15 protein-coding genes and 1 pseudogene are annotated in these 13,402 nt (G+C 49.3%); 1 reads left to right on the forward strand and 15 read right to left on the reverse strand.

The window, feature by feature from the left end:
- Nucleotides 1-11: 11 nt before the first annotated feature.
- The 12 genes and pseudogenes from E8L90_RS09935 to E8L90_RS09990 all read right to left on the reverse strand — a co-directional run bounded on the left by E8L90_RS09935 (nt 12) and on the right by E8L90_RS09990 (nt 8,996).
- The gene (locus E8L90_RS09935) at nt 12-974 is read right to left on the reverse strand and encodes a P1 family peptidase (protein WP_137029249.1); all 963 of its coding nucleotides are present in this window, start codon (nt 972-974) and stop codon (nt 12-14) included.
- Nucleotides 974-1,531: an ECF transporter S component gene (locus E8L90_RS09940; RefSeq protein ID WP_137029250.1), complete on the reverse strand. Its 558-nt coding sequence runs from the start codon at nt 1,529-1,531 to the stop codon at nt 974-976. The genes E8L90_RS09935 and E8L90_RS09940 overlap by 1 nt, the downstream gene beginning before the upstream one ends.
- A gap of 65 nt (nt 1,532-1,596) precedes the next feature.
- A complete protein-coding gene (locus tag E8L90_RS09945; RefSeq protein WP_069845258.1) occupies nt 1,597-2,433 on the reverse strand; it encodes an energy-coupling factor transporter transmembrane component T family protein in 837 nt (278 codons plus the stop codon).
- 13 nt (nt 2,434-2,446) lie between these two features.
- Nucleotides 2,447-3,307 carry an energy-coupling factor transporter ATPase gene (locus tag E8L90_RS09950; protein WP_137029251.1) on the reverse strand — a complete coding sequence of 287 codons (861 nt, stop codon included), beginning with the start codon at nt 3,305-3,307 and terminating at the stop codon, nt 2,447-2,449.
- Nucleotides 3,304-4,173, reverse strand: coding sequence for an energy-coupling factor transporter ATPase (locus E8L90_RS09955; protein WP_137029252.1), 870 nt, complete (start codon nt 4,171-4,173; stop codon nt 3,304-3,306). The genes E8L90_RS09950 and E8L90_RS09955 overlap by 4 nt, the downstream gene beginning before the upstream one ends.
- 162 nt (nt 4,174-4,335) lie before the next feature.
- Nucleotides 4,336-4,434: a helix-turn-helix domain-containing protein gene (locus tag E8L90_RS31230; protein ID WP_341870807.1), complete on the reverse strand. Its 99-nt coding sequence runs from the start codon at nt 4,432-4,434 to the stop codon at nt 4,336-4,338.
- A 172-nt stretch (nt 4,435-4,606) separates the two neighbouring features.
- Nucleotides 4,607-4,858: a hypothetical protein gene (locus E8L90_RS09965; RefSeq protein ID WP_244297197.1), complete on the reverse strand. Its 252-nt coding sequence runs from the start codon at nt 4,856-4,858 to the stop codon at nt 4,607-4,609.
- A 15-nt stretch (nt 4,859-4,873) separates the two neighbouring features.
- Nucleotides 4,874-5,209, reverse strand: coding sequence for a DUF4406 domain-containing protein (locus tag E8L90_RS09970; RefSeq protein WP_137029253.1), 336 nt, complete (start codon nt 5,207-5,209; stop codon nt 4,874-4,876).
- Between the two features lie 120 nt (nt 5,210-5,329).
- Nucleotides 5,330-6,001, reverse strand: coding sequence for a GNAT family N-acetyltransferase (locus E8L90_RS09975; protein WP_137029254.1), 672 nt, complete (start codon nt 5,999-6,001; stop codon nt 5,330-5,332).
- Nucleotides 6,002-6,052: 51 nt separating this feature from the next.
- Entirely contained in the window at nt 6,053-6,715 is a 663-nt protein-coding gene (locus tag E8L90_RS09980; RefSeq protein WP_137029255.1) for a GNAT family N-acetyltransferase, read from the reverse strand.
- Nucleotides 6,716-6,751: 36 nt separating this feature from the next.
- Nucleotides 6,752-7,609 carry a carbon-nitrogen hydrolase family protein gene (locus E8L90_RS09985; protein WP_017248204.1) on the reverse strand — a complete coding sequence of 286 codons (858 nt, stop codon included), beginning with the start codon at nt 7,607-7,609 and terminating at the stop codon, nt 6,752-6,754.
- Between the two features lie 128 nt (nt 7,610-7,737).
- A pseudogene (locus E8L90_RS09990) lies at nt 7,738-8,996 on the reverse strand (M20 family metallo-hydrolase).
- Nucleotides 8,997-9,199: 203 nt separating this feature from the next.
- Between E8L90_RS09990 and E8L90_RS09995 the strand changes: the two are divergent.
- Nucleotides 9,200-9,385 carry a hypothetical protein gene (locus tag E8L90_RS09995; protein ID WP_137029256.1) on the forward strand — a complete coding sequence of 62 codons (186 nt, stop codon included), beginning with the start codon at nt 9,200-9,202 and terminating at the stop codon, nt 9,383-9,385.
- 66 nt (nt 9,386-9,451) lie between these two features.
- On the opposite strand, the gene E8L90_RS10000 is transcribed toward E8L90_RS09995, so the two are convergent.
- The 3 genes from E8L90_RS10000 to cysW form a co-directional block, all read right to left on the reverse strand.
- Nucleotides 9,452-11,065, reverse strand: a complete 1,614-nt coding sequence (locus E8L90_RS10000) for an ABC-F family ATP-binding cassette domain-containing protein (RefSeq protein ID WP_137033383.1) — start codon at nt 11,063-11,065, stop codon at nt 9,452-9,454.
- A 350-nt stretch (nt 11,066-11,415) separates the two neighbouring features.
- Entirely contained in the window at nt 11,416-12,537 is a 1,122-nt protein-coding gene (locus tag E8L90_RS10005) for a sulfate/molybdate ABC transporter ATP-binding protein (protein ID WP_137029257.1), read from the reverse strand.
- Nucleotides 12,534-13,400, reverse strand: coding sequence for a sulfate ABC transporter permease subunit CysW (gene cysW, locus E8L90_RS30440; protein ID WP_208759423.1), 867 nt, complete (start codon nt 13,398-13,400; stop codon nt 12,534-12,536). The genes E8L90_RS10005 and cysW overlap by 4 nt, the downstream gene beginning before the upstream one ends.
- Nucleotides 13,401-13,402: the final 2 nt, after the last annotated feature.

Genomic DNA, 13,402 nt, shown 5'->3' on the forward strand with positions numbered 1-13,402 from the left:
TTATGTTACACCTATTCCTGGAAGTAACTACGATAAGATGGCAGTCCCCCTGCTTCCTCTGCGTGCTTAACTGCTTGGATGACGGCTTCTGCGAGAACATCTGCGGACAACGTGCCCACCAAGTCTACACTCGCCTCTACTTCACTTGTTGCTACAGCAAAGATCGTATCGCCATCGTACATGGTGTGAATCGGACGGATCGTACGGGCAAGCCCGTCGTGAGCCATTTGTGCTACTTTGTTTGCTTCTGCTTTGGACAAGCGGGCATTGCTCGCGACTACGGCAATCGTCGTGTTCGTACCTGGAGGGATCGGGGCAAAAGCTTGCTGGCGCAGTATCTCCACGCTATCCCGAATGATTCCCTGTTCATCTCTCGGTCCGGCTATGATCGTCCCTACCTGCGGATCTACGACATGACCGACCGCATTTACAGCGACGATTGCGCCTATGACGAGTCCATTGGGTATAATCACGGAAGCTGTGCCCAACCCGCTCTTCATCGAATTCCCAAATCCATTCAGCTTGCCTACTGTCGCACCTGTACCCGCACCGACGTTTCCTTGTGGTACTGTCTCACGGCTTGCTGCCTGTACTGCCTCATAGCCCATTTGACGATCCGGACGAACCCGATAGTCGCCTACTGCCAGGTCAAACAAGACTGCTGCTGGAACGATCGGAACGACGCCATAGCCAACATCCAGTCCGATGCCTTGTTCCTCCAAATACTGCATGACACCTGTAGCAGCATCCAACCCGTATGCACTGCCACCCGAAAGGCAAATCGCATGGACGACACTAACTAGATTGACAGGGTCCAAGAGGTCCGTCTCGCGAGTGCCCGGGGCTGAACCCCGGACATCCACGCCGCAAACAGACGGCTTTTCCAGCAGAATCACACTGCATCCCGTTAAGGTTTCTTCGTTTTGTGCATGCCCGACGAGAACGCCTGGTACGTCAACAATCGTTCCGGTCATTAAAAGTCACCTGAAATTTTTGATTTTTGCCTACCTGATGATCCTAATTTCTTCCAAGCTGCAACGACAGCCAATGTCACAATGACTGAAACAATTGCTTCTGGCAAACCGTTCGTGATGGCGACTGTGGTCGCTACACCGAGCGTCATATATCCTCGAATGACGGCCATGCCCAGTACTAGGATCGTATTTGTCATTGCCCCAATAAAGCCAGCGGCACCAATCGCCAAATACTGATTGACGTTTTTCAAACCGACATAGGTCAAGTAAGCAGTCACACCGAGAAACAAACGTGGAAGGATGGCTACAAGAGGGTCTTTAAAAAGCGGAACCGTGGCATTTAAGAAAGAAGAGACTCCAAATATAAGGCCAATGATCATACCAACGCCCCAGCCCTCCATTATGCCCCCGATAATAGCCGGGATGTGCATAATAGTGGCATTGCCCGCTGCTGTTGGAACCGGAATGTAGCCGAGACGTGTCACCCCGAGCAAAATTGCTATCGCGCCCAAAACGCCTGCAATGACAATCTTGCGAACGGTCAAGCCTTTTTCCATGCATACTCCTCCTTTTACGAGTTTTATCTGGAATGCCCTATTCGGGCGAATTCCCGCTCACTCCCTTACCAAGGTATGGCGAGCATGACGGCTGAAATGACAATGCTCACGATCAGCGCGACGTAATCTTTGCCTACTGCCTTGTATTGGGTGTATCTGGTCCGTGCCGCACCTGGTGTGTAACATCTGGCTTCCATTGCCAAAATCAAATCCTCTGCTCTGGAGAGCGCCACATTAAACAGTGGGATGATGATGGGAAACATGTCTTTTGTTCTCTGGATGATGCGCCACCATTCTCCTGTACCGAAGTCTGCACCTCGGGATGCTTGTGCTTTCATCATTTTTTCCATTTCCATCGCGAAGGTAGGTACAAAGCGCACAGCAATCGTGATGATCAATGCAAAGGCATGAACCGGAAACTTTACTTTTTCCAACGGGCCTAGCAGTCGCTCCATTCCGTGCGTGAGTTCCGTCGTAGATGTGCTGAGCGTGAGAACACTCGATAAGAAGATCACTTCTACAAAACGTATGGCAGACACAATGACGAGGCGTACACTCTCACTCGTGATCGTGATGAAGCCATATTTCAAATAAACCGTTCCGCCATTGACAACCTCCCCGTAAAAAAGCAACTGCATGATCGCCAAAATAATGATAAAGGGAATAGCGGGCTTGATCCCGGATATGCCGTAATGCAGGGGGATTTTCGAGATTTGAAACATCCAGATACAAATAGCTAAAGCAAACAGGTTACCCACATATGTATCGCAGATGGCAATCGCTAAGATCAGGATGACGAAAGCACCAAGCTTGAAACGAGGATCGAGACGATGAACGACCGAAGCAGTGGGTAAATATTGACCGATGGTAATATTGCGCGTCAATTCAAATTCTGCTGACATGTAGACCCCCTCCTCAGCGGTTCATTAGTTTTAAAATTTCCATCGCTGTCTCTTCGGGTAAAAAAGCACTAGGATCGATGCTGTAGCCCTGCTCACGGAGTCTGTATAAAATATCAACCGATTCCGGTGTACCGATATGATGCTGCCGCAGCAATTCCTGATTGCCAAAAATTTGTCGTGGTGTCCCTTCGCAGACTGATTGGCCGTTTGCCATGACGTAGACTCGATCAGCAAGCCTGGCGACCTCTTCCATATTGTGTGAGACGAAAATAACCGTTAGCTTTTCTTCCCGATTGAGACGACGGATGCGATCCAATAGCTCGTGACGAGATCGCGGGTCCAACCCTGCTGTTGGCTCGTCAAGTACAAGAACCTTGGGTTGCAAGGAAAGGACGCCAGCCAATGCCACCTTGCGCTTCTGTCCGCCACTTAAGGCAAAAGTCGGCCGGTCTTTCATCTCCTGAAACGAGAGGCCCACCAAGTCCATCGCCCACTGTACGCGTCGCCGCACTTCCTCTAAAGGCAGCCCCATCCGAAAAGGACCGAAGGCTACGTCATCACCGACCAGTTTTTCAAACAGTTGATCCTCCGGATTTTGAAAAACGAGCCCAACTTGTCTGCGCAACGTACGAATATCGATCTTCGGTGAAGATACGTCCATACCATTGATGATGACCGTACCGGATTGCGGGCGAATCAGGCCGTTAAAATGCTGGATCAACGTCGATTTTCCCGACCCGGTATGACCGATAATCGCCAAGCATTCGCCCTCTGCCACCTGAATGCTTACTTGGTCGAGAGCCCGATGTTCGAGAGGCGTTCCCTGCATGTAGACATGAGAAAGATTTTCTACGTTTACGATCGGTTGCGTCATGAACCACTCGCCTCCGCTTGTCTGACGTATAGACGATTAACCTCCGCAACAACTTCCTCATTGTGGATGAGATCGGGTGTAAATTCGCTATATTCGGAGTGAACGAGATGAGCAATCCGGCTCGCGTCCGGAACATCCAGATGCAGCTTGCGAAGTCTTTCCTGATGGGAAAATACTTCTCGCGGAGTGCCCTGCAATACGATCTTGCCTCCCTCCATCACGATGACGCGATCCGCTTCTGCTACTTCTGACATGTGATGGGTCACGGTGACAATCGTCATTCCTTCGCGATGCAGCTTGCGAACGACTGCCAAAATATCCTGTCTACCATAGCTGTCTAACATACTCGTCGCTTCGTCCATGACGAGGCATTGTGGCTTCATCGCCAATATCCCCGCAATGGCGATCCGCTGCTTTTGTCCGCCAGACAAATGATGGGGAGGTCGATGGCGAAATGCAGTCATCCCTACTGCCTCTAAGGCAAAATCAACTCGTGTTTTCATTTCTTCCGCAGATGTCCCGATGTTCTCCAATCCGAAAGCCACATCGTCCTCTACAATCGTCGCGACAATTTGATTGTCCGGATGCTGAAAAACCATCCCGACACGGCTCCTCACTTCATGAACTCGCTGTTTTTCACGCGTGTTGATTCCGTTAACGATAACATCGCCTTCCTTTGGAGTCAGAATCCCATTGAGATGCTTAGACAGCGTTGACTTACCGGACCCATTATGACCGATGATGGCGACATACTCTCCTGGAAACACTTCTAGAGAGACATTTTGCAGGACAGGAATATGTTGATCTTGGTTAACCTGATAGGCAAACGAGACATTTTCTACACGTATAATCGGTTGTAATGTCATGCTCTCCCCTCGCCTCTTCGTAAAAGTCGTATGTGTTGCGTCTCCCATATATAAGCAACTACTATGCCAAATAAATATGTTTTTAATTTTCTGCAAATTAAGCAAATAACGGTATCACTCTGTTGCAAATATGCATCGCTGATGTTGCAATTGCATCAATTTTTACGACCTTTCGTAGCGCTTCATTTTTCTCCATAGGGTGGAACGATCCATTCCCAAAATTTTCGCCGCCGCTCCCTTTTTTCCCTTTGTCTCCGCCAAAGCCTTTCGGATGACTTCTTCTTCTCTCTCTTCTTGAGCTCGGTAGGACTGTCACTGATACAGCTTCTTGGAAAAAAAGCCGCGTCCCCCTTGCCAAGCAGCACCATTCGTTCGAACGCGATGATGGCGTCATGGGAAACGTCCAGAATCGACTGCATGTGGAAGTCATGAATCATTTGCCTGGCTCTCCTTCCTCGGCTTGCTCAAGCATGACTGCTACTTCTGGTGCTGGCCTTCTTGCCCGACGCTTTTTTCGTTTCTTTTTCCGTAAAATGAAAATGGAAATGAGCATCAGCGCGAGGATGGCGAGCTGGATTGGTTGTGCCAGCTTGGTAGAAGTCCAGCCACTCATGTCCAGCAAGTGAAAGATGACGGCTATGTAAAGGAAGATCGATGCTAGATTTTGAGCATTCACCTGTTTCACCTCTGTATTTTCCCCTTAGTGAAAAAATGCGGCAATCACTTTATCGTTGATCCCACTCTTGGAGTAATAATGAACCGACTTTCCTTGTTCTTTTGCATACGCAATTTCCTTGCTTGTACTGCTTCCGATATAGCCTTCTACATCGATGACAAAAATCTCGTCGGACAAATCGATTTTTCGAAAGTGAATGTCCGTGAGTAGATCTGCTTGCTCCTGTGATATCGTTAAGCCCTCACTCTGTTCGAAAAAGGCAACACTCATCACGATGTTTCCTTGGAGCGTCAAATACGTATTCGCCTGCTCAAATTCCTTTTTGAATTTGGTAGACCCGCATAGGGTGATGATTTTCATTTTGAATCCCCCTTCCTATGGCTTGTCCTTTTCGTAATAATCTGACTAGACTACTACGAAAAACTCCCATGGAGCCGAGAACATAGCTCCACAGGAGAATTGGTTCTTGTTGTCTTGCGATTAGATAGGAAGTAGCTCCACCGTTTCTTTGCTCTCCAGGTCTTCCACCATGTCGAGCCATGCTTGTGGCTTTTGTGGAAGAACAGCGTAATAACGTTTTAAGAACGTGACGATCAGATCCGCTTCGAGGGTTGTTTGCTCTTCGTTTGTCGGCATGAAGCCCAAATCGAGTCCGGATACCGCTTCTCCGTCATTTTGCCAGGACGGATGTACATAAGTAAAGTTCGTACGTTTGTATCCCAGATGAGAGAGCACTTCACGACGTACAAATGGGTCCATTGGCTTGATGCCGCCAAAGCTGTGTTCTTCTACACGGTACGGGTCGTAGATTTCTGCAAACATCCCGTACAGCTCCTTGCCGTTTTCAGCAGCCAGAGCGAGCAGGTCCTTTTGACGCTCTCTGGCGAGGAATCGTCCCACTCCGAGACCTTCTCGACCAATGATCGTGAAGTCTGTCATGGCTATGTTCATGTCTGTGTAATAACGGTATTCGGTAGCGCCCACAACGTCTCCTTCGTGTACAGCTACAAATACACGAATGCCCGGATCTTCCAGCGGTTCTTTCCACAGATCGTACTCCAATACTTCCTCAGGCGGGAAAACCTCTTGCATCAAACGGTGCATTTTCGCGAAAAGCGGGTTATCAATATGTTGAATGCGTACAAATTCCATCAGTCAAATCCCCTCTCGATCGATTATGTCAGAAAAACGCCCTTACAGTTGCTACTGAAATGGATTTTTCCATTCCATGAGTGTCGCGTAGTTGCGAGATTCCACATCTTCCAAATAGTTCGCCACGATCTGAACAGGTGTGCGACCGCAGCGCATGAGAAATGTAATCACCGGGTCTCTTACTTCCCCTGTCAGAACACGCTCCACATACTGCTCAGGTGTCCATTGGTCTGCATAACGTCCATAGCCTGGCATGCGACCTCCGCCGAGCAATCTGCGCAGTCCTTTTTGTACCACCAGCTCATACATCGCTTGCATCATCTGTTGACCCAGTCCTAGCTTGCGGAAGCTCGGACGAATGCAAATGTCTACGATGTACAGCGTATCCCCTTGCGGATCGTGCGTACGGATATAACCGCTATCCGTGACATCCTCCCACTTATGTTCGGGATGGGCCGGATCAAACTTCACGAGCAGTCCTGTCATCGAACCTGCCAAAACGCCGTCTACTTCCACACAAATGGCACCTTCCGGGAACAGCGTAATATGGTTCGTCAGCTGCTCCTGGTTCCACCATAGCTCAGACGGGAACGGCGGTGGAAAGCTCTCCGCCTGTATTTGGATCAATTCGAAAAAGTCTGCATGATTGTAGTTGCGTATGATGGCTTTGCGTGGCTTGTTCCCTTCAAATACATACAGCTCTTTTCTGTACATATGCGTCCTCCTGCTGTCCTGATCACGATGGAATACTTACTTCCAGTCTGTATACAAATCGGTGCGGCGGTCGCGCCACGTTGTGACGGAGCCTTTTTCCCGCACGTCGTATAGCAATTGGATATCCAGGTCAGCGGTTACCATCATGTCGTGGTTGATTTCCCCTTCAGCAAGAATGCCTCGCGGCGGGAACGGAACATCGTTTGGTGTCAAGATCGCCGCTTGTCCAAAGTTCGCTCGCATGAAATCAACTGTTGGTAGCGAGCCTACGGTTCCAGTCAGCACGACATACACCTGGTTTTCAATCGTCCGGGCATGACTGGTATAACGTACGCGGTGGAAAGCGTGGCGATCATCCGTGCAGGATGGGCAGAAAATAACGTCTGCGCCCCGTGCTTTGGCGATGCGCACCCACTCAGGGAACTCGATGTCGTAGCAAATAATCATCGCGACCTTCCCTTTGTCGGTCTCAAAGATTTGCAACGAGTCGCCAGCCCCCATGTTCCAGCCTTTTACTTCCCATGGCGTGATATGAATTTTTTTCTGCTGCCCTACACGTCCATCCGGGTAAAACAGAAAAGCTGTATTATAAAGCTTGCCGTTTTCCTCGATGATGTGCGTTCCGCCAATCAGATACATCTCGTATTTGGCAGCGAGGGAACGAAACAGCTCGACATATCGGTCCGTGAATGATGGCAATGCGGTAATCGGCAGCGCATTGCCCTGCTCGTCTCCGATTGACATGAGTTGAGTCGTAAACAGCTCCGGGAAAAGGAGAAATTCTGTGTCGTACTCTTGGGCGTTTTTCACGTAGTGCTCAACTTGATTGGCGAAGTCTTCAAAGCTATGTATGGTATGCAGATGATACTGCACAGCGGAAACACGCATTTTCATGCCATTCTTCCTTCCTCAGACGTGATAAGAACCTCTCAGACTAAAATATACCAAAAACAGTCTGTAAAGTCTCGTCATTGGCTGTATGAAAAAAGTCGCCTATCCGTTTAGACGGGCGACTCTCTTTATTATTGGTTGGTGCTCATCCGCAATACGGTTTTGTAGAGCAGCTCTGTTCCCAGTGCCACGTCTTCATAGGCTGCGTATTCTTGCGGATTATGACTGATACCGTCCTTGCAGCGGACAAAAATCATCCCGTAATCACAAACGTAGGAGAGTGCCAAAGCGTCATGGAAAGGACCACTCATCAGCTCGCGCACAGAGGCACCGAGCTTGTTGCTCTCCTCATGCATGATTGCCTTAATCCAGTCAGTACAGTAACGCGGGTCACTATTCGTATCTTCCGTAATGGTATAGTGCAATCCACCTTCTACAGCGGCTAGCTCAATCGCCTCGCGCAACGCTTGTTCGCACTCATCGCGACGCTTCAAATCGATATCCCGCAAATCAATCGAAAAACGCACCCGCTCGGGAATGATGTTGCGCGAATCCGGGAAAACCTCCAAGTGACCGACTGTACCCACTGTTGGCGCTTGTGGATCGAGCTTTGCCAGCTCGTTCACTGCCAAAATTACTTTTGATCTCCGACGAGTGCATCCTTTCTCATCGGCATCGGTACAGAACCAGCGTGCCCGGCAAAGCCAGTGAGCTCGACCGTCCACCACAATGGTCCTGATATCGCAGACACGATCCCAATCGCTTCTTTTGCATCATCGAGAATCGGCCCCTGCTCAATATGCAGCTCCAGATAAGCACCGATACTGCCTTTTGGATAAATAGACGCTTCCAGGCGATCAGGGTCGCATCCAAAATCAATCAGTGCTTGCCTGCGTGTGATCCCGTTTTTATCTGTCCGCTCCAAGTCCGTCGGGTCCAGCATGCCGAGAATGCCTTTGGAACCAAACAGTCCTTTTTGAAACCGACATCCTTCTTCATCACAAAACGCAACGACTTCAATTGGCTTTGCAGGCATGAGGCCTTGTTCATTCAACGTCTGGGCGACTTCTAGTCCACCCAATACCCCGATCACACCATCGTACTGACCGCCGTACGGCTGCGAATCGATATGCGAGCCAATCATCAAGATCGGGGCTTGATCATCCTTCCCCGCCATCCGACCAATCAAATTGCCGAAGTCATCAATCCGCGTCTGAAGACCGGCTTCTTCCATCCAGCTACGCACCAGCTCTACGCCTGCACGATCTTCAGCGGACAAAGCGAGTCGACATACACCCGTTTCGCCTCTTTTCCCGATTTGCGCCAATTGCTCGATTCGTTTTTGCAGTCGTTCTTCGTTGATCGCAAGCTTTCTCGCTTTTACGTTCACGCTCGTTAAACCTCCTCATCTTGGCGATGGTAGACGAAAACTCATCCTTACCTTATGCATGTGCCTCTCCCCAAATGGTATTCAACTCGTCCTGTTCCTAGTAGAAATTTCCTCAAATGAAGCGATTCTGTGTAGATTGGGTCAGGAAAATCGTCTTTAATCTTGGTATAATGAATCGGAAAGTCAGGTAGGAGGAACAACAGATGACCGAGTGGTTGAATAAACCCGTGAAGACGATACAAAGACCAAAGAAACGAGGCACGGTAGAATACATCGATGACCAATATATCGTGGTGTTCTTTACTTCCCCGCGAAAAGAGCGCGTTATTTTCTCGAGCAAAGAAGCCTTCCTTAACAAAATCGAGTTCGTGGAAGACCCCGTAACATGAGAAAAAGCCCCTGACTTCAGCACGATTTGTGCGAAGCCAAGGGCTTTTTATATGTGCGTAGGTAGCTTACGCGTAATGCTCGTCACGCAGGCGTTTGATTTCATCGCTCTCCAGGTATTCGTCATACGTCATCATTTTATCAATGACACCCTTCGGCGTGAACTCGATGACTCGGTTCGCAATGGTTTGAACGAACTGGTGGTCATGAGATACGAACAGAAGTGTACCGTCGAACTCAATCAAGCCGTTGTTCAATGCAGTAATGGATTCCAAATCCAAGTGGTTCGTCGGTTCGTCCATGATCAATACGTTGGCACTCGCCAGCATCATTTTGGACAGCATGCAACGAACTTTTTCTCCCCCGGACAATACGTTTGACTTTTTCAGCGCTTCATCACCAGAGAACAGCATGCGACCGAGGAATCCACGAATGAATGTCTCGTCTTGATCTTTGGAGTATTGGCGCAGCCAGTCAACCAGGCTCAAATCGGAGCTAAAGTACTCCGCATTGTCTTTTGGGAAGTACGCTTGGGAAGTCGTAACGCCCCATTCAAAAGAACCGCTATCAGGCTGAACTTCGCCCATCAAGATTTGGAAGAAGGTTGTTTTCGCCAGCTCATTTGGTCCGACAAATGCAACTTTGTCCCCTTTGTTGATGGTGAGGTGAAGGTTTTCAAACAGTTTTTCCCCTTCAATCGTCTTGCTCAAACCTTCGATGGCTACGAGGTTTTTACCCGCTTCACGCTCTGGCTTGAAGTTGATGAACGGATACTTACGGCTGGAAGGACGAATGTCTTCCAACGTAATTTTCTCCAACAGCTTTTTACGCGATGTCGCCTGCTTGGACTTGGAAGCATTCGCAGAGAAACGCGCAATAAACTCTTGCAGTTCCTTCATTTTTTCTTCTTTCTTCTTATTCTGATCACGAACCATTTTCAGCGCCAATTGGCTGGATTCGTACCAGAAGTCGTAGTTACCTACGTACATTTGGATTTTGCCAAAGTCAATATCCGCAATGTGCGTACACACCTTGTTCAGGAAGTGACGGTCATGGGATACAACGATGACGGTGTTTTCATAATCCGCCAGGAAGTTTTCCAACCAACGAATCGACTCGATGTCCAAATGGTTCGTCGGCTCATCCAAAAGCAGGATGTGTGGATTACCAAACAACGCTTGCGCCAACAGAACACGTACCTTCTCCGTACTAGCGAGATCCTTCATCTGCTTGTCGTGCAGGTCAGTCGGGATACCGAGACCGATCAGCAAGCTAGCTGCATCTGCTTCAGCCATCCAGCCGTTTAGCTCTTCGAATTCTCCCTCCAATTGGGACGCACGATTGCCGTCTTCCTCAGAGAAATCTTCTTTCATGTAAAGAGCGGTCTTCTCTTCCATGATCTCGAATAGGCGCTTGTGGCCCATAATTACCGTTTTTAACACTTCGTACTCGTCGAATTCAAAGTGGTTCTGCTTTAATACAGCGATACGCTCGCCCGGTGTCACCGAAACGTGACCGCTCGTCGGATCGATCTCTCCGGAGAGGATCTTCACGAAGGTAGACTTCCCTGCACCGTTCGCACCGATGAGGCCGTAACAGTTACCTGGGGTAAACTTAATGGATACATCTTCAAACAGTGCGCGCTTCCCGTAGCGCAGCGTCACGTTCTGAGTGCTTATCATCGTCGCAATACCTGCCTTTTTTGAATCGTTCAAACACTTATCTTACCAGAGATGACCTCATTTTGCAAAAGGTAAACGATTTCGCGCACAGCAAAAAATACTGGATTCATGAAATGGACTTTGGCAGGGAAAACTACCATGGCAATCCAGTGGGAAGGAGGCTTACGATATGTCCAAGCAAAATGGTGTCAAAAATGAGATGGGAAAGAAAGAAAACCCTTCGCAAACCCGTAGATCGAACACACTTAGCAAAGAACAGACACGCTCCAAGCAACATGGCGAGTAGCGAGTGCCTCCATCAAAAACCGGCCTGCGATAAATGCAGACCGGTTTATTTGCATTCTATCGTATCAAACACTGGCCTGCAACGGAACGAGGGCAGGGCGATGTGTCTGTACAGGCTGTGAATCCACATAGATCGATACATTGTGCAACGTCACGTACACAACGCTCTCCTCTTCTACGTTCAACTCTATAAAACGCTGCCTGCTCATTTCTGCCTCAAACACTTCATCCGTGTCCAAACGCTTCAGGTCCAAGCGAACAATCGGACCCAAGAGCGAAATATGGTTAATCTCAGCCTGAACAGATTTGGTAGCCTTCCCCTCTGGCGGACGCAACGAAATCTCTACATCATGTGGTCGCATGTATCCGACAGCGGGAGCCTCCACCGCTTTATCCTTCCAATCTGTCTCGAATTCTGCCTCACCGAGCTTGATTTTGCCATTTTGGATTCGTCCGTGAAACAGATTGACCCGCCCGAGAAAGCTGTACACAAACGGATTCGCCGGATGGTGATAAATTTCTTCGGGCGATCCTACCTGCTCCACTCGCCCTTCATTCATGACAACTACCTGATCCGCCAATTCCATCGCTTCCTCCTGATCGTGCGTGACGAACAGGATCGTCAGCCCGAGCTTCCCGTGCAGATGACGGAGCCAGCGACGCAGCTCCTGTCTCACTTTCGTATCCAAAGCGCCAAACGGCTCATCCAGCAGCAAAAATTTTGGTTCCACTGCCAACGCCCTCGCCAATGCGACACGCTGGCGCTGACCACCGGATAGCTGTGAGGGAAAGCGATGTGCGAGACCTTCTAATTGAACGAGCTTTAACAGTGAATGAACCTTTTCACTGATTTCCTCCTTGCTCGGTCGTGTTTTGCGGGAACGAACAGACAAACCAAACGCAATGTTGTCAAAAATGTTCATATGCCGAAACAGAGCGTAATGCTGAAAAACAAACCCAACCTGCCGCTCACGCACGTCGCGGTTTGTATTATCCTCTCCGTGAAAGAGAATGCTTCCCTCCTGCGGTTGCTCGAGCCCCGCGATGAGACGCAAAAGCGTCGTCTTTCCCGATCCGGAAGGCCCGAGAAGCGCTACGAGTTCGCCTTCCGGGATATGCAGATTCACATTTTTCAGCGCAGTAAAGCTTTTATATGACTTCGTAATGTTCACTACCTCGATACTCATCCGGCTTTCTCTCCTGTCACGTCGTAGTGTTGTTCCTCATCCAGCTTTGCCTGCCGCTCGGTTTTCCACTCGATCAAGCTTTTCAGAATAAGCGTCACCAAGGCTAAGACAGCAAGCAAGGTGGCTACCGCAAAGGCAGCAGCGAATTGATATTCGTTGTAGAGAATTTCCACATGCAACGGGAGCGTATTGGTCATGCCGCTGATATGCCCGGAAACGACGGATACTGCCCCGAATTCACCCATGGCGCGGGCATTACACAAAATGACCCCGTACAGGAGCCCCCATTTTACGTTTGGCAGCGTGACGCGTAAAAATGTTTTCCAGCCGCTTGCTCCGAGTGAGACTGCTGCTTCCTCTTCGTCTCTTCCCTGTGCTTCCATGACCGGGATCAGTTCACGAGCGACGAACGGAAAGGTAACAAAGGTCGTCGCAAGTAAGATACCGGGAACCGCGAAAATAATTTTTACGTCCCACGCCGCAAGCAAGGGCGCCGCCACACCTTGACTCCCAAACAAGAGGACAAAGATAAAGCCTGCAATGACTGGAGATACGGCAAATGGCAAGTCTATCAACGTAAGCAACACATTTTTACCCGGGAACGAAAACTTGGCGATTGCCCATGCCGCAGCGATCCCGAACGTCACATTTAGCGGAACGCTAATGGTTGCGACTAGCAAGGTGAGCTTGACAGCGGATAACGTTTCCGCCTCTGTAATGGCCGCAACGAACACCTCCGCCCCTTGCCGAAACGCTTCGGTAAAAACAGCTACTAGCGGTAGGATCAAAAACAAGCCAAGGAAGAGCAAGGCCACGATAATCAGTGTCCATCGGATATAGGCTGGCTCCGTCAAATGATTCATAC

It is taken from the genome of Brevibacillus antibioticus, from assembly GCF_005217615.1.
GTDB lineage: Bacteria > Bacillota > Bacilli > Brevibacillales > Brevibacillaceae > Brevibacillus > Brevibacillus antibioticus.

Bases quoted from the DNA above. Each gene is read 5' to 3' on its own strand.
- E8L90_RS09935 (WP_137029249.1), bottom strand. From the start codon at position 974: ATGACCGGAACGATTGTTGACGTACCAGGCGTTCTCGTCGGGCATGCA.
- E8L90_RS09940 (WP_137029250.1), bottom strand. From the start codon at position 1,531: ATGGAAAAAGGCTTGACCGTTCGCAAGATTGTCATTGCAGGCGTTTTG.
- E8L90_RS09945 (WP_069845258.1), bottom strand. From the start codon at position 2,433: ATGTCAGCAGAATTTGAATTGACGCGCAATATTACCATCGGTCAATAT.
- E8L90_RS09950 (WP_137029251.1), bottom strand. From the start codon at position 3,307: ATGACGCAACCGATCGTAAACGTAGAAAATCTTTCTCATGTCTACATG.
- E8L90_RS09955 (WP_137029252.1), bottom strand. From the start codon at position 4,173: ATGACATTACAACCGATTATACGTGTAGAAAATGTCTCGTTTGCCTAT.
- E8L90_RS09970 (WP_137029253.1), bottom strand. From the start codon at position 5,209: ATGAAAATCATCACCCTATGCGGGTCTACCAAATTCAAAAAGGAATTT.
- E8L90_RS09975 (WP_137029254.1), bottom strand. From the start codon at position 6,001: ATGGAATTTGTACGCATTCAACATATTGATAACCCGCTTTTCGCGAAA.
- E8L90_RS09980 (WP_137029255.1), bottom strand. From the start codon at position 6,715: ATGTACAGAAAAGAGCTGTATGTATTTGAAGGGAACAAGCCACGCAAA.
- E8L90_RS09985 (WP_017248204.1), bottom strand. From the start codon at position 7,609: ATGAAAATGCGTGTTTCCGCTGTGCAGTATCATCTGCATACCATACAT.
- E8L90_RS09995 (WP_137029256.1), top strand. From the start codon at position 9,200: ATGACCGAGTGGTTGAATAAACCCGTGAAGACGATACAAAGACCAAAG.
- E8L90_RS10000 (WP_137033383.1), bottom strand. From the start codon at position 11,065: ATGATAAGCACTCAGAACGTGACGCTGCGCTACGGGAAGCGCGCACTG.
- E8L90_RS10005 (WP_137029257.1), bottom strand. From the start codon at position 12,537: ATGAGTATCGAGGTAGTGAACATTACGAAGTCATATAAAAGCTTTACT.
- cysW (WP_208759423.1), bottom strand. From the start codon at position 13,400: ATGAATCATTTGACGGAGCCAGCCTATATCCGATGGACACTGATTATC.